Raw genomic sequence first — 23,561 nt, 5'->3', positions numbered from 1 at the left:
TAACGCGACGTCGAGCATTCTGGTTCCAGTGAAGATCCTGAATTTCTTGTCGTGTGCCATCTGTTGACACAGCCCCGTACCGGTGGCACGAACGCCCATGGTTCATCGTCAGTCACGCAACGTATCGCTCACCCCCGAGCTTGAGAGTTTCATCAACGAGAGCCTGGCATCCGGCGACTTTGCCAATGCCAGCGAGGTCGTACGCGCCGGCCTGCGGGCCCTCAGAGACGCAGATGCAAAGCCGAGGTCGGCTCCTGTTCCCGGCTGGCCCATTGGCGGTGGTGAGTGTGGCAACTTCATCAGAACCAAGGACTGGGCCAGTAACGTCCTTGGCGCGGTTGAGGGCTGGTCCCTGGAATTGCGGGCCACCGTCGCCAATATCGTGAATTCCCCTGTCGCCAAGGTGCTCATGTGGGGTGCCGACCACGTCATGCTGTACAATGACGCCTATCGGGAAATTGCTGGGGAGCGCCATCCTTCAACACTGGGAACACCCGTTGCGAAAGCCTTTCCGGAGATCTGGGACTGGAATCGGCCGATCCTGGAAGCCGGTCTGAACGGCGAGACCGTGTTTCATCGTGACCAGCCGATCGTGTTCCAGCGGCCGGACGGTCCGCAGACCATGATGCTGGATCTCTTCTATACGCCGGTGTACCAGGCGAATGGAACGGTCGGCGGCGTGATGTGCACGATCGTCGATAACAGCGCGAGGATTTCCGCGGAGAGGAAACTTGCCGAGCGAGAGGCGGAGCTGCGCCGGGTTACCGACGCTGTGCCGATGCTGATCTCCTACGTGGATCGCGATCATATCTATCGCTTTGCCAACGAAGCCTACCGCGACTGGTTTGATATCGATCCGCAAACGATGATCGGCCGGCATGTCGAAGCCATGATCGGGGAACGGGCTTACGCAGACCGTAAAGCCTCGATCGATCGCGGACTGTCGGGCGAAACGTTTACGGCTGAAACCAATATGCCCCGGGCCGACGGCTCAGTCCGGCGACTGGAGGTCCGCTATGTGCCCCATGTCGAGCCGGACGGCTCTATTCCGGGCGTGCATATTTTGGGGATCGACATCCAAGAGCGTGCAGCCCGCGAGGCCGCGATCGAATTCAGCAACGCTCGTTTCCGCACCGCGATGGACGCGGTCCACGGAATTCTATGGACCAACAGCGCCGACGGTCGCATGGTCGGAGAGCAACCCGGATGGGCTGCCCTGACTGGACAAACACCAGATGAATATCAGGGATATGGCTGGTCGAACGCCGTCCACCCGGACGATTCCGCTGGAAGCGTGGGGGCCTGGCAGCAGGCGGTCGCGACGAAGACCATGTTTGTCTACGAGCATCGGGTGCGCCGACATGACGGCGCCTGGCGTCAGTTCGCGGTCCGAGCATTACCTATTCTTGGCAGGAATGGCGACATACTCGAGTGGGTCGGTGTGCACGCAGACATCACGCATCAGCGCGCAGCCGAGGCCGCGCTGCGTGATCAGGCCGATACGCTGGCGAAACAGGTTCGCCATCGCGAGCGGGCGGAAGAACAGCTGCGACAGCTGAACGAAACGCTCGAGGCGCGGGTTATCGCGGAAATCGCCGAGCGCCGGCAGGCGGAGATCAAGCTTGCGCATTCCCAGAAGATGGAGGCCGTCGGCAAACTGACGGGTGGCGTGGCGCACGACTTCAACAATCTCCTCCAGGTCGTATCCGGCAATCTAGCCCTGATTGCCAAGGATGTAGCCGGGAACGAACGCGCCGAGAAACGTGTCGCAAACGCCATGGCTGGTGTCAGCCGGGGCGCGAAGTTGGCAAGCCAGCTGCTTGCATTTGGCCGGCGTCAGGCGCTCGAACCGAAGGTCGTCAACATCAGCCGATTCGTACAGGGCATGGACGACATGCTTCGCAGGGCGCTCGGCGAGGCTGTCGAGGTGGAGACGGTCGTCGCAGGGGGACTCTGGAACACGTTCATCGATCCGGCGCAGATCGAAAATGCGCTGCTCAACCTCGCCATCAATGCGCGTGATGCGATGGACGGCCAGGGCAAGCTGACCATCGAACTGTCGAACGCGCATCTCGACGAGCTTTATGCTCGCACGCATGACGAGGTCACGGCTGGTCAATATATCCTGCTCGCCGTCACCGATACCGGCACCGGCATGTCGCCGGAGATTATCGACAAGGTCTTTGAACCATTCTTTTCGACAAAAGCGGAGGGCAAGGGATCCGGCCTCGGCCTTTCGATGGTTTACGGCTTCGTCAAGCAATCCGGCGGCCACGTAAAAATCTATTCGGAGATCGGTCACGGCACGACGATCAAGCTTTATCTTCCAAGGGCCCTCCAGTCGGAAGATATGGAGATCAACGTCGACAACGGACCGATCGCCGGCGGGACGGAAACGGTTCTCGTCGTCGAGGATGACGATGCGGTTCGCGAAACTGTCGTGGCCCTCCTCGCCGATCTCGGCTACCGTGTCCTGAAGGCGGTCGATGCCGCCAGCGCGCTGAACGTCATCGACAGCGGCATACCAATCGACATCCTGTTCACGGATGTGGTCATGCCAGGTACGTTGAAAAGCCCGGAGCTAGCGCGCAAGGCCAAAGAGCGCCTGCCCGATGTCGCCGTGCTCTTCACATCGGGATATACCGAGAATTCCATCGTGCACGGCGGCAAGCTCGATGCCGGCGTGGAGCTCCTCTCGAAACCATATACGCGGGACGCCTTGGCGCGAAAGTTCCGGCACGTCATCAACAATCAGCGGCAGAGGTCCGGCCCCCTGCCCTCCACGCCTCCGGCCCCAAAACCGTCTGAGACACCGTCGCCCGAACCCGCCGCCCGGCTCACGATCATCCTAGTCGAAGACGATGCGCTGATCCGGATGAACACATCCGACATCCTGAAGGAAGCAGGTCACATCGTTGTCGACGCAGGAAGCGCCGAAGAAGCGATGGCTGCTCTGGAGACGGTTCCCTTCGACGTTCTGGTCACCGACATCAGCCTTCCGGGCGTCTCGGGCAAGGTTCTTGCGGAGCGAGCTCGCGCCTTGCGGCCTTTATCGAGGATCATCTTTGCGACTGGGGACGCCTCGGCTGTGCGCGATTCCGACGGGATCGTCCTCTGCAAGCCTTACGATGCCGAGCAACTTAGCCGCGCGCTGCGGGGAACAAACGCAAAAACCCTATCGTGCGACCGGGCAGACGAGGTGGATGCGTCGAAATAGGTTTCACGGCAGGCGGCGGAACGTCCGAGGATGCTCCAATGAACGACAAACCCCAGCCGCCACGCATCGCCGGAAACAGAGAGAACCATGAGTTGTATATTGGCCAGGAGCGACTAAGCGCGCTATACCAGACGGATCCGATGGACAGCGGTCCTGAGAAACGCTTCGACCGTTTGACGCGGTTGGTGGCCGCGACCTTGTCGGTTCCGGTGGCGCTTCTTTCTCTCGTCGATACCAAGCGACAGTTTTTCAAAAGCACGTTTGGCCTGCCCGAGCCTTGGAAAAGCGAGCGCGAGCGCCATTGACGCATTCGTTTTGCCAGAATGTCGTTTCTAGGGCCGCGCCGTTGGTTATAAAGGATGCCGTCCTCGACCCTCTCGTCTGTGACAATCTAGTGAAACCGGAATTGAATGTCCGCGCGTATCTCGGTATGTCCCCTGCTCAGCGAGGATGGTCATGTCATGGGATCGCTTTGCGCCATCGGTTCAGCGCCTCACCAATGGACGGCGCGCGAGCAGGAAATACTTGAGGATTTTGCCAAACTCGTCGAAGAGCAGATAGCCCTTCGCTAACGGGTTGCCGAAATGGCGCGGTTCGACGCGCAGCGAGCCCTTATCGAGGGCGAGCTTGCCTATCGTCTCAAGAACATTTTCTCGGTAATCTCCAGTCTGCTCATCGTGTCATCGAGAACTGAGACCGATCTCGACGGCTTCGTACGAAGCGTCACAGGACGGATACAGGCGCTCAGCAAGGCGAACGACTTTATTGTTAACGTCAAGTCGGGCGGCGATCGAATTGCCAGCGGCCTTGGGGATTTGATCGACGCGCTGCTCGCGCCGTTCAAGCGCAACGACCGCCAGGTTGTCGTCTACTGCCCGACGGTCTCCGTCGGCGAAAAGGCGTCGTCGGCCCTCGCCCTCGTCATCCATGAGCTGGCGACGAACGCGGCGAAGTATGGCGCGCTGGCGACCGTCGATGGCTATATCGATCTGAAGTGCCGATGCGAGGGCGACACCTTCCACATCGTCTGGCGAGAAGTTGGCGGGACACCGCTAACGAACGCGCCGTCCAGAAAGGGATTTGGAACCAGAATGGTCTCAAGGACCGTCGAAGCACAGCTCATGGGAAAGATCGAGCGAAACTTCATGGTCGATGGCCTGGTGGTTACCCTCGACATCCCTGCATCCATGCTTCAGCGGTAGCGCCTACATATACGGAGCGACTTATATTGGTCCCGGCAGGAATCCACGACCTCGCTTCTCATGCGGCAAGATGGCTTTCCTTCATCCTGAGCGTTACCACGAGGCCACCCTCGCCCCAGTCGTGATCGATCGACCCGCCGAGTTGGCCGCAAACTGTGCGCTGCAGTAACTTGCTTCCGTAGCCTTCCGTCAGATCCGGCGCACGCACGCCCTTGCCGCCGTGCTCGTTCCAGACGATCTCGACATTGTCTTCGACCATCGACCCGGAAATGTCGAGCAACCCTGTGTCATTTGACAATGCGCCGTATTTAAGCGAATTCGTCGCCAGCTCATGAATGACGAGCGCAAGGCTCGTCGCCGCCTTCTCCCCTAGTCCCAGTCTTGGAACCGCCACGCGGATGCGCCCGGCAAAAGCGCCAACGTCATCATAGGGTGCGAGCAGCACGGTGAAAAGGTCACCCAGCAAAGCAGCGCTTCCCTGACCGTCGGGAAGCGGGCGGACCAGTTCATGGGCACGGCCGAGAGCCGTCAGCCGCTGCGTCAGCTGCTTGGCCATGTCCTCCTTCGTCTCGGTCGAGCGGGAGGTAAGCGTCGTCAGACCTGCCGCAAGGGCCAGTAGATTCTTCACGCGATGGCTCATCTCGCCAGCGAGCAGTTCATGTCCCTCCTCCGCCTGCTTGCGACCCGTTACGTCAAGAAAAATGCCGGTCATTTTCTTCGTTTCGACATCGCCATCGTTGCCCTGGCCACGCGCGGACACCCACCTGACATCCGACGCATCGGTCAAGATACGAAAATCAATTTCGAAAGGCCCGTCGACTGCGCGGGTCGCGACGAACGCCGCCCTGACCCGATCGCGGTCGGCGGGATGGACCTTCGCAGAGAGGTGCTCGAAAGTCAGGTCCTCCTCGACGGGAATATCCCATAGCTCATAGGCCTTGGCGTCCATAACGAACGTATCGTCGTCGACAATCCAGGTCCACAGCGCGACGCCTGCCGACTTGACAGCCCTCCTAAGCTCTTCGGCACTCCACTCCGGCTGCGATTTCGCTTGGCTCATCCCAAATCTCTTCCACCACAAGCAAAAACTCACCTCGATCCAGAACTAGCGGGCTGGACAAGCGTTATCAATGGCCTATGTGGGCTCTGCGATATTCCAATGGAAGTGTCATGAACCTACAAGTTTCGGACCAATTTCAGGATATTTTCGTCGGCGACGGTGAGATGGCGCGTATGATGCGCCACCATGACTGGGGAAACACTTCCCTTGGTCAACCCGACGAATGGCCCGAAGCACTGAAGGTGGCAGTCCGGCTTTTATTGACGTCGAAGTTTGAAATGTGGCTCGGGTGGGGGCCGGACATCGCGTTTTTCTACAATGATGCCTATCGACCAACCCTTGGCAACAAGCACCCAAACGCTCTTGCCGTGCCGACGAAAGTACTGTGGTCAGAAATATGGGACGATATCAAAGGACGTCTGGCAACGGTTTACGAAACGGGCCACGCAACCTGGGACAGAGCGCTTCTTTTGTTGCTCGAGCGCGATGGCTACGCCGAGGAGACCTACCACACCTTCTCGTATAGTCCGCTCATTGGAGACGGTGGCAAAGTCGAAGGCGTTTTTTGCGCCGTCACCGAGGAGACCGAGAGGGTCATCAGTGAACGCCGCATGTCGACGATGCGGGCTCTTGCCTCTGGACTTGCGGCGGCAAGCACTGAGCGTGAGGTCTTTAGCGCTTCTTACGCAGCGCTGAATGCGAACCTGCAGGACTTACCCTTTAGCGCTCTCTATATCTTCGACGATAAAGGCGACGCGAGGCGGGAGTGGATCTGCGGTACTGCTAACGACCATGGTCTTATGCCCGCCGAAATCGAGCGTGGCGTGGGCATCTGGAGCCTCGACAGCGCCTGGTCGAAACAGGCTGTCGCGCTGGTAGACCTATCGGCGACCCAGGACGTCCCATCCGGACCATGGCCGAACGCTCCATCTCGGGCCGCGATAATTCCCTTGATCGGACAGGGCAGTGACAAGCCGAAAGGAATATTGATCAGCGGGCTCAATCCTCACCGAGCGCTCAATGACGAGTACCTTGACTTCCTAAAGCTGATCGCGGGCCAGATAACCTCACGTCTGGCGAGCGCTGAGTCGTTCGAAACGGAACGGCGGCGAGCGGAGGCACTGGCGGAGGCTGCCAAATTGCGAGAGCGGGCGGCCGTTGCCCTTGAGCAGCTCAATCGCCAGCTTTCCTCGGAGGTTGAGCTTCGCACCGCAGAACGGGACCGCATGCGGGGCTTGTTTCAGCAAGCGCCAAGTTTCATGTGTATCATGAGCGGGCCCGAACACGTATTCGAGCTCGTCAACGACGCCTACCTCCAACTGGTCGGGCATAGGCAGCTCGTGGGCCTCAGTGTCCGCGAAGCGCTTCCAGAGGTGGCCGGACAAGGCTTCTTCGAATTGCTCGATGGCGTCTACCGGTCGGGCAAGCCCTATATCGGCCGTTACCTCCCCGTGTCGCTGCAGCGTGATGACGAAAAGGACCCGGATCAACGCTTTATCAATCTGATCTACCAACCCATTTTCGATCACGAAGGGACCGTCACGGGTATCTTCGTCGACGGCTTTGACGTTACGCACCAGAAACGCGCAGAGGCTGAGCTCCACAGCCTCAATCATACCCTTGAACAGAGGGTGGAGCAGCGCACCCAAGAACTGAGAAACGCTCTTCTGGATCTCGAGAAGGAAACGGTGGAGCGTGAAAACGCCCAGATCGCGTTGAGGCATGCGCAGAAGATGGAGGCGCTGGGTAATCTGACCGGCGGCGTCGCGCATGACTTCAACAATCTTCTCCAGGTCGTCAGCGGAAATCTTCAGCTTCTGTCGAAGGATATCGACGGAAACCCTCGCGCTGCACAACGCCTCGAAAACGCTCTCGCGGGCGTTGAGCGTGGTGCCAAACTGGCGTCGCAGCTCTTGGCGTTCGGGCGCCGGCAGCCTCTTGAGCCCAAGGTCATCAACGTCCGCAAGCTGGTCCAGAACATGGACGATATGCTGCGCCGCGCGCTTGGCGAAGAGATCGAACTTGAAACCATTGTCTCTGGCGGCCTCTGGAACACGGTGATCGATCCCAGCCAGTTGGAGAATGCCATCCTGAACCTGGCGATCAACGCTCGAGACGCGATGAATGGCCGCGGCCGGTTGACGATCGAGACTGCAAATTCGGTTCTCGATGACGATTACGCCCGCTTGCATGAGGACGTACGGCCCGGCCAGTACGTTCTCGTCGCCGTGACCGATACGGGGTCGGGTATATCACCCGAAATCATCGAGCATGTGCTCGAACCTTTCTTTAGCACCAAGACAGACGGCAAGGGCACCGGCCTCGGCCTTTCTATGGTCTACGGCTTTCTCAAGCAGTCCGGCGGCCACCTGAAGATCTACAGCGAAGTCGGCCACGGCACGACGATGAAGCTCTATATGCCACGTACGATGCAGGTCGAGGACAGTCTGATGGACGTCAACGCCATGCCGGCGAAGGGGGGTACGGAGACGGTGCTCGTTGTCGAAGACGATGACGGCGTTCGCGAAACATCCGTGGCGCTCTTGAGCGACCTTGGATACAGAGTTCTAAAAGCACACGACGCGCAATCGGCCTTTGCAATCGTCAAAAGCGGTATGCAAATCGACCTGCTGTTCACCGACGTTGTGATGCCCGGCCCCATGCGAAGCACAGAGCTTGCCAGAAAGGCAAAGGCGCTGTTCCCGGGGATGGCGGTGCTCTACACGTCAGGTTACACGGAAAACTCAATCGTGCATGGTGGCAGGCTAGACGCCGGCGTCGAGCTTCTGTCCAAGCCGTACACGCGCGAAGCGCTTGCGCGCAAGGTTCGTCACGTCCTGAGCAATGCCCAGCAACACCAGATCGCCGTTGAGCGGCTAGAACGCCACGAGCAGGAGCCCGCCCAGAGCCAACAACCGATTAAGAGCAAAGCGATGAGCGTGCTCGTTGTGGAAGACGAGCCACTGATACTGATGTCGACAGTCGATATGGTGGGTGAGCTTGGGTATCTGGTCCACGAGGCGGGCTCGGCCGAGAGCGCACTTTCGATACTGGGAATGGAGAAAGTCGATGTCCTGCTCACCGATGTAGGGCTGCCCGGTATTTCAGGAATCGACCTTGCGCAGAGAGTAATAAAGAGTTGGCCCGAAACGCGCATCGTCTTTGCCAGTGGCGACAACAATGCAAAGTCTGCCTCCGGCATAGCGGATGCGCTTCAATTGCCCAAACCGTTTACATTGGACCAGTTGACAGCCGTGCTTGCAGAAGCGACGTCTTTAGAATGAAAAGCTGCCGACTTTAAGTGACGTCAAGCCGGCAGCATTTTTGCGCGTATACTGCTAGAATTGAAAACCCCGCCGAAGCGGGGTTTAAAATTACCAGGTCTGACGGCCATACCAGTCGTCGATATCCTTGTTCGTCTGATCCTTGGCGTAACCGTAGCGCTCCTGGATCTTTCCTTCGAGCTGATCACGCTTGCCGGCGATCACATCTAGATCATCGTCAGTGAGCTTTCCCCACTGTTCCTTGATCTTGCCCTTGACCTGCTTCCAGTTACCTTCAACACGGTTCCAGTCCATTGGGGTCTCCTTTGGTTGTTATGTGGAGTAAATGGGTTTCCTCGCAGATGGTTCCGGCCTCGCCTTCAACATCCGCGCGACAGCCCGGTTTTACTTGTTGATCTTGTCGTAATCGAACTTCGGCGCCTTCGAGAGATCATCCTTGTTTGTATCGACGTAGGCCTTCCAGGTTCCGTCGTCGTCTGCCAAAGCCAAGGACGCGGGGTCGATCACCACATAGCTGGTGCCGAGGCCAAGAAAACCACCGACGCTTGCGACGACACCGATTACGGATTTGCCGTCGCCGACTACGATGTCGGAAATTTCGCCGATGTTCTCATCCTGCTTGTTGTAGATATCGACGCCAACAAGCTTTGAGGTGACCAGATCGGTGTCTTTAATCTCAACGTACTTCAGCGGCATGGTTGCCGCTTTTCCCATCGTGATCCCTGGCCCCGCCAGAATGGCGTCCGTTCCCGTGGCAACAGTTTCCTGGGCATGGGCGAGGCCCGAGACTGCGACAATCGAGAAGGCGGCGGCAATGATGGAAAGTTTCATGCGTTGACTCCTGTATAACTGCTTGCGACATCGCAAGCCGTCTACAATAGGCGAAAACCAACATTGTTCCGAAGTTCTTTGAAATCATTAACTTAATCGAATGACGGGACGCCGGAATCTACAAGTCGCTGAGCATGTCAGCGATCCGCCTTGCGCGCCGACTAGCAAGACTTGCTCAGTCGGCCACCGACTTTTACATCCGCTATTGCAACGCTAAAATAGCCAGTGATGCAGCGAGCGCCGGTCCCATCACCATGAAGCCGATCTTCAGGAAGGCCCAGGCGCCGATATGCAAACCCTCGCGGCGTAGCGCACTTAGCCAGAGAATTGTCGCGAGCGACCCGGTGACGGAGAGGCTAGGGCTAAGATCGACGCCGATCAGCACTGCGCCTCATAATTCGCAATCTTGGCGGCAGCCTTAATCTGCAACCTTGACCACGACCTTACCCTTGGCGCGTCCGGTTTCGACATAGGCCAAGGCGTCTGGCGTCTGTGCAAACGGAAACACCTTGTCCACGACCGGACGGATGGCGTCGGCGTCGATCAGCTTGGCGATCTGGGCGAGTTGCTGCCCTTCGGCGCGCATGAACAAGAAGGAATAGTCGATACCCCGGCTCTTTGCCTTTTTCAGAATGCTCTGGCTGAGCATGCGCATCACGAAGCGAAAGAAGAGGTTCAGCTTCAGCGACTTGGCGAACGGGCCGTCCGGCGGGCCGGAGATCGAGATCAGCTTGCCGCCCGGTTTCAGAACGATCACAGACTTAGCCAGCGTCTTGGCATCCTGGCTGTTCAGCACCAGATCGTATCTGGAGAGAACCTGCTCGAAGTCCTGTGCCTTGTAGTCGATGACCACATCGGCGCCGAGGCTCTTGACCAGCTCGACATTCTCCGCACTGGTGGTGGTGGCCACGGTCGCACCGAGATGTTTGGCAAGCTGGATGGCGAAGGTGCCTACACCGCCGGAGCCGGCCTGAATGAACACTTTCTGGCCGGGCTTGACCTTGCCCACCTCGACCAGCGCCTGCCAGGCGGTCAGTCCGACCAGCGGGATCGATGCAGCCTGCTCCATGGAAAGGTTGGCCGGTTTCAGCGCGAGGTCTGCGGCATTAACCGCAATCATCTCTGCAAAGGTGCCGGCCCTGTGATCGCGCGGGCGGCCATAGACCTTGTCGCCTGCCTTGAACTGTCGGACATTGGCGCCGACGCGCAGGACCGTTCCGGCCAGATCGTGACCGAGAATGAAGGGCGGGCGATAGGGTAGGAACAGCTTAAATTCGCCGTCGCGGACCTTGGAATCGAGAAGGTTGATCGCCGTGGCCTCGATGCGAACCAGAACATCATTGGCACCGATCTGAGGATCGGGCATGTCGGCCAGACGCCGCGGGCCCCTCTTTAAGGTGGCCAGACACAAAAACGCCCGCGTCATCAGCGGGCGTAGCGTCATTCAGGACGGGCAGGAACAAGTCGCTTAGCGAGCGACCGACTGGCGAGCAACGCTGTGGATGTCGGCGCGATTGATGCCGAGATCCTGCAGTTCGCGGGAGCTCATGCGGCCAAGTTCGGTAACGGTCTGACGGTACTTGCGCCAGTTATTGAAGGAGCGTGCTACGTTCATGATGATCCCCTTTCGTGAGGTCTCTTGACGCCAGCAACCTTGCTTCGGTTCCAACGTCGTTTCGATGATTGGAATATAGGCTCTTGGACGCTCATCGATAAGATAAAAGGCCTCAGGTCGGCCATGCGCTCAAAGCATAGGTCCAATCAGAGATGAGATAAGGGGGCTATAAGGCTCTGAACCGGTCGAAAGCGGTGAGGCGTTTGATGGGTGGATCAGCGTCTGGATAGCGGTAGATTTCGACCCTGAGATAGCGGAGTTCATCATCGAGCGCTTCTTCCCCAACCTCGATCCACCAGGATTTGGGACGGCCGTCGCTGCCGTTGGACCAGCGATAGCCTCGCGTCTTCAGGTGGTCCTTCATATCGAAGGGGCTGTTCTCGGCAAAAATCCGGACACGCGACCTCTGGCTTGCTTCATAGAGTTCGGCAAAAGCGGAGAACGAAGATCCATCATCTTGCCGGGCGAGAACTTCCAAGAGAGCGAAACAATCATCGACCGCACGATGACCCTCATGAAAATATCCCGCTTGCCCGATCAAATATCCAAGCTTGGTGCCTTCATATCCGCGGGAAGCCCAGGCGATCTCGGAGTTGGAGCAAGCCCAGGCCTTACCCGAGAACAGATTAGAAAACGCCTCGCAGAATGGCCGGTCGAAACCGGCATTGTGGGCAATCAGCAGATCAGCCGGTTCAATCAGCGCTTCTAGCGCCGCCATGTCGATCGTTTGCCCGGCGACCATGTCGTCAGTGATCCCGGTGAGCCTGGTGATTTCGGAGGGAATGGAAACGCTCGGCTGTTGCAGTCCACCATAGATGCCGGTCACGTCACCGATGCTTCCTGTCCCATCGAAGGTGAAAGCGATCACGCCAATCTCGATGATCTCATCCTCGCGAGCATTAAGGCCGGTGGTCTCGGTATCGAGAATGACGCCCTTGAGCGGGTATTCCGGACGCGGGAATGGCGCAATCGTCCGCGGCGCAAGTTTCGTGAGGATGCGGTAGCGGCCCGTCAGTGAAAGATGCTGGACCATCTCCTCTTCACTCATGGAGACGGTAGGTTGTTCCGGCTTGGCGTGTTTGGAAATGTCACGCTTGACCACCCGGTCGCGCGAAACCTCTTCCGAAAACATATCGAATTGTTCTGCCATTCTTGCTGTCATCATCCTGCCGCCGGTTCCCAACGCGCCCGCTCGCGGGAAAATCGATCAGGCGACGAGTGGCGCCCACGATCCGTTCGTCAATCAAGATGGCGGCTGAAGGGTTAACCGCCTCGATATATGTGAAAATGCCGTCGCGATCCGATAATGCAAACGCAGACCAAGTGAGCTTCACGATTTGGATGCACCAGATTTGCGGCGCGCCGCTGCTCGACGTTGCGCAAAATGCGAATCGACTTCTTCATCGGACACATCTGGTAGAGTATCGTTCAGCGCTTCGAGCACTCTCGCGCGAAACCAAGCATCGTGCGCTTCGCTTCCCGAAAGGAGTTCAAGTGGCAGCGCACCCTCGTTGGCTGTACGGGTAAGCAGAATACGGACCGCATCAGATACCGTAAGTCCCATGCTCTCAAGCACGGCGGAGGCACGATCCCGAACGTCGGAATCAATGCGTGTTTGGACAAGAGCGTTTGCAGCCATAGCTATCTCCACATCTAAGGATATAGTAATGCAATTGCATGACGAACTCCAGAGTGAAACTCAAACCATTTTCGCGCCGCCATGTGATTATTAAGCTCTTGAGAGGAATCGAACAGCCGTTCACCTAAATAATGACGTTAGTGAAATTCATGGCTTTGGCAGCAGATTTATTTCTGCAACGACAGCGAGTAACGGGTATGCCGACGTTCACCCGTACGCATGAGGACACCAATCTCCACGAGCTGCTGCAGATCGCGTGTCGCTGTTGCGCGTGATGTGTTTGTGATCGAGATGTAGTTTTCTGCACTTAGGCCGCCCTTGAAGCCTGCTGTACCTTCCTTGAAGATGCGCGCGACCACCTTTTCCTGCCGCTCGTTCAGGCGATCTCTAAAACGGTCGTAGAATTTTGCTTTCTGAACGAAGAAATCTATGCGCTCAAGCGTTGCGCGTTGAGCATCCAGGATCGTCTCTGAAAAGAAAATAACCCAATCGGTGATATCAAGCGTGCGTTGGTGCCGCTCAAGCTCGGAATAGTAGGACTTCCGGCTCTTCTCGATCGTAAAGGCGAGGGAAATGAGGCTTGGTTGCCCAATGTTTTGTGCCAGGGATTTTTCGGCGAGCGCGCGCCCAATTCGACCGTTGCCATCCTCGAACGGATGGATGCTTTCAAAGTAAAGATGGCCTACCGCTGCACGCGTCAAAGCTTGAAGTGGCGTCTGTCCACTTGGCCTGGATTGATTGAACCATGTGATGAAGGTCTCCATCTCAATGGCAGCCTGACGAGACGGAGGAGCCTCGAAATGGATTGTGGGCTTATCCAATCGACCTGACACGATCTGCATGGCGTCTTCATGCTTGCGGTAAGCACCAATCGTTTCAATGTATCGATTTCCGGCCATCAACATTGAGTGCCAGTGGAACAATCCCTCATGCTGCAGCGACACCTGCCAGTTTCGATAGACATCCGCCATCATCTCGGCGATCCCCCGCTCTTGGGGACGAACCTGTCTATCATCGGCGTCGAGCCCGAACTGCCGGCGGAGTGATGACTGGACACTTACGCGGTCCAGAAACTCACCCTCGATCTCTGAGGTCTTAACCGCTTCGTCGCTTAGCAACTCAATGCGAAGTTGGTTGCTGTCATCCTCGTTGAAATGCCGAACGGCACCAATGACCTCGCCGGCGGACTGCAGGAATTTTTGCTCCAACGGTACCAGACTTACAGCGTCGTACCTGAAATTTGGCCAGTCGGCATTCTGCCAGTTCCATTTCATGAGCTATAGCCAGCCTTTCTATAGCTCATGGATATTGCCATAAATGAGCTATTGCAAGTCCATCTATCGCTCAGCACCCCATCTGTATCTTTTGGTCTAAGCAGCAGCGATCAAAAGACCGCCAACCTACCTTGAACATATTTTGTTAAAGCTCGCCTCATATTCCCGCTCGCCCTCGGCATTGGCGCCGAGAGAAACGGAATGAGCATGACCAAAAACGACATTTCATCACGTCATTTCCAGCGAAAGATATCTGAATTCTGCGAGCTACGCATCGCTCCCATCGCATCCAGGCGGGTACTAGAGAATATACGACCTTACCTGGTCAGCTTGATTGTTGATTGCCACTGAGAACTGACCCGTCCGCCACCGTGAACCGATTGCCCATCAGATAGTCTCGCGCCGCGAGGCCGATTTCGATGAGATCGAACCGCCTGGCTCACGAAGTTCTCCGAGACGATCATTTCGATGGAATCGCACTGGCGGGCCTTCTCATTGGCGATCGCAACGGCAACGGCATCATCGGCGACCAACAAACCGACTGCGCTTACGCCTAAGTTTTCGATCGTTTGAACCACGTGCGGTGCTCTCGATATGCCCATTGCTGATCTCCCTCAAATGCTGAACGCTTGGTTCTTCTCCACGCAGGTTTCGCGCGGCATTGTCCGTCAGCCCCTATCATGCGCTTGATCTGCTGTTCCCTTCCACTTTTAACAAGCCAGCCAGACCATTGGGCCGGCAGCAGAACCGGGCCAGTTTATGGTTTGATCACTGCCCGAAGCGCATTCGCCAGCTTCTTGACCGCCGCCTCGATTTCGAGAGGTGTGTAGGGGGCAAAGCCCATCAGGAAGCCGGCCTTCGCATCGCCGGCAGCGTGCAGCGCCGACAAGCCGAGAAGCTCGACCCCAACCCGTCGTGCCGCTTCGATGGTAATGCGCTCTGAGAGATCACAGGTCAACACACAGGCCATTTGCAGCCCGCCAACAGGAACATGCGGCTCGACAAAATTCGATAGATGCTTGCGGACGAGACAAACCAGCACGTCAAGCCGCTGCGCATAGATGCCGCGCATGGCACGAACATACGCGCCGAAATGTCCGCCTTCCATGAAGCGGGCCAGCGTCAGCTGCGCCATGGGGGCCGTATGGCCATCCAGCAACGTGCGCGCAACGGTCATCGGCTTCACGAGTTGGGGCGGCAGCACGACGTAGCCAATCCGCAAACCCGGAAAGAGCGATTTGCTGAAGGTGCCGATGTAGATTGTTCGGTCGTGCGGATCGAGACCTTGCACGCAGGCCATTGGCTTGCCTGTGTAATGGAATTCACTGTCATAGTCGTCTTCGATGATCCACGCCCGATTCCGTGCGGCCCATTCGATCAGCGCCAGGCGGCGATCCAGCGCCAGCGTCGAGCCGGTCGGGAACTGATGGGAGGGTGTCAGGAAGACCGCCTTAGCCATGTGCGGCTCAGCCATGATCTGCTCGATGATGAGCCCCTGTCGGTCGACACGAATCGGAACGCAGTCCAGACCCGCCGCATCGAAAGCCTTGCGCGCACCATAATAGGCCGGATCTTCTATGAATATCCGATCCCCGGGATCGAGCAGCATGTTCGCGCACAGCGACATGGCCTGCTGCGAACTGGTCAGCACCAATACCCGGTCAGCCGTGGCGCGTGCGCCGCGTTCGAGGTTCACATAGTCGGCAATGGCGCGGCGAAGCGGCTCGGTTCCCTGCGGATCGCCATGAAGCAGAGTCTGCGCGCCTACCTCTTTGCGAACCTGCCGTTCCAGACGTTCCCAGAGCTGAAGCGGAAACGTGCGCGTTTCCGGCACGCCATGGGCGAACGGCCGCGGTGAAAGCACCTCGCGAACGCCGCCGCTGCGGGAAATGGCGGCTCCCCGCTTGCTGAGGTTGGGGGGATGGTTGCGCAAGAGCGTGTCCCGCGGGGTCAGACGGCGACCGGGCGTGAACTCTGTGATCTCCGAAACGAAGCTGCCGCTGCCGACCCGGCGGTCGATGAAGCCTTCGGCGTGAAGCTGGGCATAGGAAGCTTCGATCGTATCGCGCGACACCCCCAGCGATTTGGCGAGCGCGCGTGAGGCCGGCAGCGGCTTGCCCGGCCCGAGTGCGCCGTCGACGATCAGTTGGCGGATCGCGCGCTGAATCCGTGCGTGAAGCGGCATCGCCGCATGGGCCGGATGGACAACCCATGCTTTCACGGATTCGAGTTGGGAATGCTTGAACAAATGGTCTGGACCTAATGAGGAAAGTGGATGGGCTCATCAGGCCATTAACTGGCTAAATGTCAATGCGCCTTGTTTGCCGCGCACCCTATCTACTGGAGACTTCTCAGGATTATGTCGTCCCGTTCCTCGCGTTCACCCATCCGCCTCAACGATCTGCCACACCCAGTTATCGCGGGCCTGATCTCCGTCATCGTCAACTATGGCGGCACTTTCATTCTGGTCTTTCAGGCGGCGAAGATCGCAGGGCTAAGCCCGGAACTCACGGCATCCTGGGTCTGGTCAGTTTCTATCGGCGTAGGATTGACGGGACTATTCCTGAGCATGCGCTATCGCGAACCAATCATTACGGCATGGTCAACGCCGGCGGCGGCGTTTCTGGTCACCGCGTTTGCGACGACGCCCTATGCAGAGGCGGTCGGCGCCTACATGATCTCGGCGGCGGCTTTCGTCGCGCTTGGGCTTTCCGGCTATTTCGAGAGGGTCATCCGCCTTATCCCGCCAGGTATTGCCTCGGGCTTGCTGGCTGGCATTCTGCTGCAATTCGGCATCGGGGCCTTCGGCGGTGCGAGCGTCGATCCGTTCCTGGTCGGCTCGCTGATCGTCGCCTACGTCGCGTTGAAACGGTTCTCCGCCCGGTACGCCGTGGTCGGCATTCTGGTTCTCGGGCTGGCCTTCCTGCTGACGGAAGGTCGCGTTGGTCTGTCCGGCCTGAAGCTGGAATTTGCAGCGCCGGTCTTCACAATGCCGGCATTCTCGCTGAACGCGCTCCTCTCGGTCGCTCTGCCGCTGTTTCTGATAACGCTGACCGGCCAATATATGCCGGGAATGCTGGTCCTGCGGAACGATGGGTTCAAGACCAGCGCCAATCCCATCGTGACCGTGACGGGGCTCGGCTCGCTCATCATGGCCCCATTCGGCTCCCATGCCTTCAACATCGCGGCGATCACGGCCGCGATCGCCACGGGCAAGGAAGCGCATGAGGACCCGTCGAAGCGTTGGATCGCCGGCATCGCGGCAGGTTGCTTCTATGTCCTGGTCGGTGTGTTCGGCGTGACACTGGCCGCCGTCTTCATGGCGTTTCCGGCGACCTTCATCACCACGCTCGCCGGTCTCGCGCTCCTTGGCACCATCGGCGGCAGCCTTGCCGGAGCCATGGCCGACTCAACCTCCCGCGAGGCAGCGCTCATCACCTTCCTCGCGTCGGCCGCCAACATCAAACTGCTCGGCATCGGCGGGGCGTTCTGGGGACTGCTGATCGGCCTCGTTGCCTATCTCGTCCTCAACGGTCGTCTGCCGCGCCGCGCGCGCACCGACCTGACCGTCAGCGAGGGAGCCGCGAAGTGACAGGCGGGACAATGCCCACGACGACCTCGATCCAGAGCCAGGTCGTGCATGGGCAGGTCGGCAACAGCGCCGCCGTCCTGCGTTGAACTCTATCGGATCGAGACCGAACCGCGCGGCTTTATTCCGGAGGCTCGTCTTGCTGGAGGGCAGGAACGTTCAGCGCCGCTGAACACCGATATGCGGGCCAGGCTCGTCCATCACCGAGCCCGTATTGCAACGAAGTCTCCACTAGGTGTTCAGTCCCGGCATTTGGTGGATTGGATCGAGGATGAATCGCTCCTGCTCTGAAGTCCAGCGTCTGCAGATGAACTCGTATAGGGTGAGCCCCTTCAGGGTCTTCAGACGCCTGCCGAAATTGTAGGCTGAGATAAAGTCCTGGAGGTGGCGTTCGAGCTGTTCGCGGCTGTCGTAGTAATAGCGTTTGACGGTGGCGTCCTTCATGGTCCGGTTCATCCGTTCCACCTGCCCATTGGTCCAGGGATGATTGATCTTGGTGAAGCGGTGCTCGATGCCGTTCTCCCGGCAGCGCATGGCGAACATATGCGTGATGTAGCGGGCTGTCGGGCCATTGGCGTAGCGCGGTGGAAAGCGGAACTGGATGCCGTTGTCGGTCAGGATCGTGTGAATTTTGTGGGGAACGGTGGCGATCAGGGCAACGAGGAAAGCCGAAGCTGTCACCCTGTTAGCGCTCTCCACCAGTTGCACGACGCGAATTTGCTTGTCCGATCAATGGCCACGAACAGGTAGAGCTTGCCCTCTGCGGTCTGAACCTCGGCAATGTCGATATGGAAGAAGCCGATAGGGTAGGACTTGAACCTTTTCTTCGGCTCTTTGTCGCCCTCGATCTCCGTCAATCGACTGATGCCGTGACGCTGAAGGCATCGATGCAGAGACGAGCGCGTCAAATGCGCCATCCTCGCCTGTAAAGCGTAGAGGCAGTCATCGAGCGGTAGCAGCGTATGGCGTCGGAAGGCGACGGTGATTGCTTCATCTTCGGCCGACAGAACCGTCGACTTCGGTTCAGTTAGCCCGGTCGGCAGATCGGCGACCGAAGTGCGCTTCTTCCACTTCGCGACAGTCTTCTGGTTGATCCCGTAGCGCTGCGCCAGAGCCCTCAGACTCTCTTGACTATGTTGTATCGCTCGACGGACCGCCGCTGTCGTCGTGGCGCTCCCGTGGTGAATCTGGCCCATAGCGCATCCCTCCATTCAGGCGAAAGCATTGCACCATCAAAATCCGGGATCAAACACTTCGCCCGTACCACTGTTTGCCGGTGCAGTTGTTCGACCAACGTGGCGAGACGGGCAACTGCTGTTTCCTCACCGGTCGCGACCACACGCACGGCTTCGAGTGCCCTGTCGACCACCCGAGCGCACACATCCTGATCGATTGCGTCCTTCGTCGGGAAGAAGCGGTAGAGGTTGGCTCGGCTTGTTCGCAGATCCGAGGCGATGTCGGCCACCGTCGTCTTGCGATGACCGAAATGGCGAATGAGCCTTTCGCCAACATCCACGATACGTTCCCGGTCGGAGACGGACGTTTCCGTCTCCAGCAACCGCTCATCAGTCGCCCTTCGGAGAGACCTTGCAGCGGAACTTGTATCCAAAATCATCGGCATCACTCCGCCGCCATTTTCAGTGGCAGTTCCGGCTCGTCGTTCGCATGGACCGGATGCGCTATGTCTTCCGTCGGCTTGATCCTGAACCAGGCCGCATAGAGCGCAGGGAGGAACAGCAGGATCATCAGCGTGCCGACGGCAGTACCGCCGATCAGCGTGTAGGCCATGGACCCCCAGAAGACCGAGTGCGTCAGCGGGATGAAGGCGAGGACAGCTGCAAGTGCGGTCAGGATAACGGGCCTTGTCCTTTGAACTGTCGCTTCGATTACTGCGTGATAGTCGTCGAGACCGGCCGCCTGGTTTTCTTTGATCTGCTCGGTCAGAATTAGGGTGTTGCGCATGAGGATACCGGCAAGTCCGATCAATCCGAGAATGGCATTGAAGCCGAATGGCTGATTGAAGAGGAGCAAAGCCGGCACAACACCGGCGAGGCCGAGCGGTGCCGTGAGCATCACCATGGTCATTGTAGAGAGGCTGCGCACCTGAAGGATGATAACAATCAGCATCGCGGCGATCATCAGCGGAAACACCTGGACAAGTGCAACGTTCGCCTTGAGTGATTCTTCGATGTTGCCGCCCATTTCGATGCGATAGCCGAAAGGCAGCGATGCGATCAGCGGCTGCAGGGCCTCCATCACCGCTTGAGAGACCTCAGGCGGCTGCGTCGCTTCGTTTATATCCGACCGGACGGTGATGACCGGTGTGCGATCACGACGCTTCATGATCGGCTCCTCAAAGCGAATTTCGGAGTGGCCGATCTGGTCGAGCGGAATTGCCCTTCCGTCCCTGCTCATGAGAGAGAAATCAGCAAGCCTCGAAGGATCGAGGCGGTTTTCTCCGGCGCTGCGAGCAACCACAGGCACGTTGCGAATGTTCTCGCGAACCTGCGTAATCGGAACCCCTGTCAACAGAAGCTGCAGCTGCTGTGCGGCCTCGGCCGGAGAAAGCCCGATAAGGTTGAGGCGTTCTTGATCCGGGACGAAACGCAGCACGGGAGTACGATTGCCCCAGTCACGATTGACCTGGCGGACATCCGGAACCGTCTTCATGATAGACATGGCTTCTTCAGAGATCTGATAAAGCTTGTCCGGATCAGGTCCCATCACACGGAACTCGACGGGAAACGGTGTAAACGGTCCGAAGACGAGTTGTGTGACACGGACGAAGGCTTCAGGCGCAAGACCATCGGATATGGCGGCGCGCAGGCGATGCTTGAGCGCTTCACGCCCTTCGGCATCCGGCGTGAGTGCGACGATCTTGGCGAAGGCCGGATCCGGCAGTTCGGGTGACATGGCAAAGAAGAAGCGCGGCGCACCTTGTCCGATATAGCTAGTGACGATCTTAGTTTCGGGCTGCTCCTGGAGCCAGCGTTCGACCTTGGCTACGGTGGCCGTCGTGGTTTCGATGCTCGTGCCTTCCGGCAGACGCACTTCGACCAAAACCTCGGGACGGTCCGATGTCGGAAAGAACTGCTGTTTTACACCGCCCATTCCAACGACGGAGATGGCCATGACGATGACGACAACGGAGCAGGTCACGAATTTGTGGCGCACGGCGAACTTGATAGCCGAACGCAGCCGCTCGTAGTTGGGCGTCCCGTAGATGGCCGCATGACCACCGCTGACCGGTTTGATGTCGGGGAGCATTTTCACACCGAGATAGGGCGTGAAGATCACCGCGACGATCCAGGATACGATCAAGGCAAAGCCGACCACCCAGAAGATGTTTCCAGCGTATTCGCCCGCAGCGGATTTGGCAAAGCCTACCGGCATCAGGCCGACGATCGTCACAAGAGTGCCTGAAAGCATAGGTGCTGCGGTATGGCTCCAAGCATAGGCTGCAGCCTTTATGCGGTCCATGCCTTCTTCCATCTTCACCACCATCACTTCGATCGCGATAATGGCATCGTCGACCAGCAGGCCGAGTGCCAGGATCAGCGCTCCGAGCGTGATGCGATCGAAGAACCGTCCCGTCTCGAGCATGATGAGAAAGACGACGGCGAGCGTCAGCGGGACGGCGAGCGCCACGACGATGCCGACGCGCCAGCCCAGAGCGACAAGGCTCACGAAGAGCACGACGCCAAGCGCCATGGCAAACTTGAGCATGAACTCGCCGACCGCTGCATCGATGTTGACGGCCTGATCGCTGACTTTCGCAAGTGTCATGCCGAGCGGCAGTTTCTGTGCGATTTCGGCGGAACGCGCCTCAAGAGCTTTGCCCAGTTCGAGACCATTCCAACCCTGCTGCATGACGGCACCCAGCATGATTGCCGGCTCGCCCTCATGGCGAATGATGTACGTTGCCGGATCCTGGTAGCCGCGGCGAATTTCGGCGAAATCCGACAGCCTGAGGGTACGGCCGCCGGCGACAATCGGGGTATCGGCGATCGATTGGATATTGTCGTAGGCGCCGTCGAAACGAATGAAGACCTGAGGTCCGCGTGTGTCGATCGAGCCTGCCGGGGTGACGGTGTTCTGCTTCTGAAGCGCGGATGCAATGTCTTGCGCGGAAATGCCGAGCGTCGCGAGTTTAGAAAAGGAGAACTCGACAAAAATCTGCTCCGGCCGTTCGCCGAGAATGTTGATCTTCTTGATACCGGGAACGTGCAGCAGGTCCTGGCGGATCGTTTCCGCCTGGCGCACGAGGTCGCGCATCGGCATACCCTTGGCTTTCAGGGCGTAAAGACCGAAACTGACATCAGAGTATTCGTCGTTGACGAATGGCCCGAACACACCGGGCGGAAGGTTCCGCGTCTCGTCCCCCAGCTTCTTTCGTGCCTGATAGAATTCCTCTTCAACGGCGCTTGGCGGCGTGCTGTCTTTGAGGGTCACGGTCAGGTAGGCGTAACCCGGACGCGTCATCGTTTCGACGCGGTCATACCAGGTGAGTTCCTGAATGCGTTTCTCGAGCGGTTCGGCGACGAGATCCTGCATCTCGCGAGCGGTGGCGCCCGGCCAGACGGCTGTGACGGTCAAGGTCTTGATGGTGAACGATGGATCCTCGGCGCGCCCCAGCTTAACGAAGGCGTAGATACCGGCCGCAGCCAGAAGCACGATGAAGAACAGGGTGACAGCTCGCTCGCGGACGGCAAGGGCCGAGAGATTCAGCATCATTAGTTCGCCCCCTCTGCTTTACCGTTCAAAATTCGGACGGTTGCGCCGTTGGTCAGAAGATGCGCCCCGAGTGCGACGACCGCTTCACCGCTCTTCACGCCGGAGACGATCGCGTTTTCTTCACCCAGCCGCTCGATTTTTACGTCACGGAAGTGGACACTCGACGCTTTTGTGTCGATCACCCAGACGCCGGTGCGGGTCCCGTCGTCCAGAAGTGCGCCGACAGGCACTTGGGCATGCGATTGCGCATCGTTGTTTGAGATGCGGATCGTCACCGTCGCGCCCAACGCGGCGCCTCCAGCCGCGCCCTCCAGCACCCAACGCGTTTCATAAGTGCGTGTCTGCGGATCGGCGGCAGCTGACATCTGCCGAAGGAGCGCTCTTTCTTCCGTGGCTTGCCCATAGAGCGTAGCCACGGCGGACGCGCCCGCGGCGGGCCTTTGATTTTCCGGCATCGACACCAAGGCTTCGCGCGCGCCTGCCTTGGCAAGCCTTACAACCGTCTGCCCTGCCGCCACGACCTGCCCGGGTTCGCCGAGCGTCTCGACGATCGTCCCATCGGCATCGGCCAGCAGGAGCGCATACTGCGCCTCGTTTTCGGCCACTTCCGCTTCGGCCTGAAGCGCCGCAAGCTGTGCCTTGGCAGTATCGAGCGCTGCCTTTGAGCGCTCATATTGCTGGGTGGACGCAGCCAACGCTTTGACGAGAGCGGAAAAACGCTTCTCGTCATTCTGGGCTTGCAAGAATGTTGCCTGTGCGGCCACGACCGCGTTGCGCTTGGCGATCAACGCGAGACGCAGATCCGTCTGGTCAATCCGCATCAAGGGCTGCCCGACGCGTACCTCGTCGCCCGTCTTAACCAGCCGCGCGACGATTTTGCCAGGGACGCGGAAGCCAAGGTCGCTTTGAACCCGTGCCGCGATGGTGCCGGTGAAGCTTCGTGAGAGCGTGTCGGGGTCTTTTGCCGTGGCGATGCTGACAAGAGGAGCGGCGTTGCGGGGATCAGAGGCTGCTGCGACTTTTTCGGCAGGCCACAGGACGAAGGCGGCCGCCGCAATGCCAACGCTGGCCAGCACCGCAGCCGAGAGGAGAAGTTTCGTTTTCATGCGCTGACCC

18 protein-coding genes and 4 pseudogenes are annotated in these 23,561 nt (G+C 58.6%); 6 read left to right on the top strand and 16 right to left on the bottom strand.

Annotated features, from left to right (window positions below):
* Positions 1–97: 97 nt before the first annotated feature.
* From MUO32_RS24320 to MUO32_RS24310, 4 genes are all read left to right on the top strand, one after another.
* The gene (locus tag MUO32_RS24320; protein ID WP_257950951.1) at positions 98–3,217 is read left to right on the top strand and encodes a type II toxin-antitoxin system ParD family antitoxin; all 3,120 of its coding nucleotides are present in this window, start codon (positions 98–100) and stop codon (positions 3,215–3,217) included.
* A 38-nt stretch (positions 3,218–3,255) separates the two neighbouring features.
* Positions 3,256–3,522 (top strand): hypothetical protein, encoded by a 267-nt coding sequence (locus MUO32_RS24315; RefSeq protein WP_257950950.1) that lies wholly within the window; start codon positions 3,256–3,258, stop codon positions 3,520–3,522.
* A gap of 105 nt (positions 3,523–3,627) precedes the next feature.
* The gene (locus tag MUO32_RS29425) at positions 3,628–3,789 is read left to right on the top strand and encodes a GAF domain-containing protein (protein ID WP_374708715.1); all 162 of its coding nucleotides are present in this window, start codon (positions 3,628–3,630) and stop codon (positions 3,787–3,789) included.
* Positions 3,790–3,801: 12 nt separating this feature from the next.
* Positions 3,802–4,419: an HWE histidine kinase domain-containing protein gene (locus MUO32_RS24310; protein WP_257950949.1), complete on the top strand. Its 618-nt coding sequence runs from the start codon at positions 3,802–3,804 to the stop codon at positions 4,417–4,419.
* Between the two features lie 58 nt (positions 4,420–4,477).
* Here the strand turns inward: MUO32_RS24310 and MUO32_RS24305 are convergent, their stop codons facing one another.
* Entirely contained in the window at positions 4,478–5,479 is a 1,002-nt protein-coding gene (locus MUO32_RS24305) for a sensor histidine kinase (RefSeq protein WP_257950948.1), read from the bottom strand.
* A 164-nt stretch (positions 5,480–5,643) separates the two neighbouring features.
* Here MUO32_RS24305 and MUO32_RS24300 point away from each other — a divergent pair, with 164 nt between their 5' ends.
* The gene (locus MUO32_RS24300) at positions 5,644–8,763 is read left to right on the top strand and encodes a response regulator (RefSeq protein WP_257950997.1); all 3,120 of its coding nucleotides are present in this window, start codon (positions 5,644–5,646) and stop codon (positions 8,761–8,763) included.
* Between the two features lie 90 nt (positions 8,764–8,853).
* Here the strand turns inward: MUO32_RS24300 and MUO32_RS24295 are convergent, their stop codons facing one another.
* From MUO32_RS24295 to MUO32_RS24245, 11 genes and pseudogenes are all read right to left on the bottom strand, one after another.
* Complete coding sequence (locus MUO32_RS24295) at positions 8,854–9,057, bottom strand: CsbD family protein (protein ID WP_257950947.1); 204 nt, start codon at positions 9,055–9,057, stop codon at positions 8,854–8,856.
* A 90-nt stretch (positions 9,058–9,147) separates the two neighbouring features.
* Positions 9,148–9,594 (bottom strand): PRC-barrel domain-containing protein, encoded by a 447-nt coding sequence (locus MUO32_RS24290; protein ID WP_257950946.1) that lies wholly within the window; start codon positions 9,592–9,594, stop codon positions 9,148–9,150.
* A gap of 202 nt (positions 9,595–9,796) precedes the next feature.
* Positions 9,797–9,985 (bottom strand): annotated as a pseudogene (locus MUO32_RS24285) (ArsB/NhaD family transporter); the annotation flags it as partial.
* Positions 9,986–10,012: 27 nt separating this feature from the next.
* Complete coding sequence (locus MUO32_RS24280) at positions 10,013–11,020, bottom strand: NADP-dependent oxidoreductase (RefSeq protein WP_257950996.1); 1,008 nt, start codon at positions 11,018–11,020, stop codon at positions 10,013–10,015.
* A 42-nt stretch (positions 11,021–11,062) separates the two neighbouring features.
* Entirely contained in the window at positions 11,063–11,209 is a 147-nt protein-coding gene (locus MUO32_RS24275; protein ID WP_003551724.1) for a DUF1127 domain-containing protein, read from the bottom strand.
* A 166-nt stretch (positions 11,210–11,375) separates the two neighbouring features.
* Entirely contained in the window at positions 11,376–12,359 is a 984-nt protein-coding gene (locus MUO32_RS24270) for a 3'-5' exonuclease (protein ID WP_257950945.1), read from the bottom strand.
* A gap of 28 nt (positions 12,360–12,387) precedes the next feature.
* Positions 12,388–12,543: pseudogene (locus MUO32_RS24265) on the bottom strand (type II toxin-antitoxin system RelE/ParE family toxin); the annotation flags it as partial.
* Positions 12,540–12,848: a type II toxin-antitoxin system RelB/DinJ family antitoxin gene (locus tag MUO32_RS24260; RefSeq protein ID WP_257950944.1), complete on the bottom strand. Its 309-nt coding sequence runs from the start codon at positions 12,846–12,848 to the stop codon at positions 12,540–12,542. The gene MUO32_RS24260 and the pseudogene MUO32_RS24265, both read right to left, overlap by 4 nt.
* 167 nt (positions 12,849–13,015) lie before the next feature.
* Positions 13,016–14,122: a Fic family protein gene (locus MUO32_RS24255; RefSeq protein WP_257950943.1), complete on the bottom strand. Its 1,107-nt coding sequence runs from the start codon at positions 14,120–14,122 to the stop codon at positions 13,016–13,018.
* A 428-nt stretch (positions 14,123–14,550) separates the two neighbouring features.
* Positions 14,551–14,724 (bottom strand): annotated as a pseudogene (gene glyA, locus MUO32_RS29345) (serine hydroxymethyltransferase); the annotation flags it as partial.
* 155 nt (positions 14,725–14,879) lie between these two features.
* Positions 14,880–16,370: a PLP-dependent aminotransferase family protein gene (locus MUO32_RS24245; RefSeq protein WP_257950941.1), complete on the bottom strand. Its 1,491-nt coding sequence runs from the start codon at positions 16,368–16,370 to the stop codon at positions 14,880–14,882.
* A 111-nt stretch (positions 16,371–16,481) separates the two neighbouring features.
* Between MUO32_RS24245 and MUO32_RS24240 the strand changes: the two genes are divergently transcribed.
* Positions 16,482–17,714 (top strand): benzoate/H(+) symporter BenE family transporter, encoded by a 1,233-nt coding sequence (locus MUO32_RS24240; protein WP_257950940.1) that lies wholly within the window; start codon positions 16,482–16,484, stop codon positions 17,712–17,714.
* Between the two features lie 228 nt (positions 17,715–17,942).
* Here the strand turns inward: MUO32_RS24240 and MUO32_RS24235 are convergent.
* The 4 genes and pseudogenes from MUO32_RS24235 to MUO32_RS24220 form a co-directional block, all read right to left on the bottom strand.
* Positions 17,943–18,907: pseudogene (locus tag MUO32_RS24235) on the bottom strand (IS481 family transposase).
* Positions 18,829–19,326, bottom strand: coding sequence for a TetR/AcrR family transcriptional regulator (locus MUO32_RS24230; RefSeq protein WP_257950939.1), 498 nt, complete (start codon positions 19,324–19,326; stop codon positions 18,829–18,831). The pseudogene MUO32_RS24235 and the gene MUO32_RS24230 overlap by 79 nt, the downstream one beginning before the upstream one ends.
* 5 nt (positions 19,327–19,331) lie before the next feature.
* Positions 19,332–22,445, bottom strand: a complete 3,114-nt coding sequence (locus MUO32_RS24225; protein WP_257950938.1) for an efflux RND transporter permease subunit — start codon at positions 22,443–22,445, stop codon at positions 19,332–19,334.
* On the bottom strand, positions 22,445–23,551 hold the full coding sequence (locus MUO32_RS24220) for an efflux RND transporter periplasmic adaptor subunit (protein ID WP_257950937.1): 1,107 nt from the start codon (positions 23,549–23,551) through the stop codon (positions 22,445–22,447). The genes MUO32_RS24225 and MUO32_RS24220 overlap by 1 nt, the downstream gene beginning before the upstream one ends.
* Between the last annotated feature and the right edge of the window lie 10 nt (positions 23,552–23,561).

This window comes from Shinella sp. CPCC 101442, from assembly GCF_024704725.1.
Taxonomy (GTDB): domain Bacteria; phylum Pseudomonadota; class Alphaproteobacteria; order Rhizobiales; family Rhizobiaceae; genus Shinella.
Note: the sequence above shows the minus strand (reverse complement) of the source record. Positions and strands in the feature narration are given on the sequence as shown.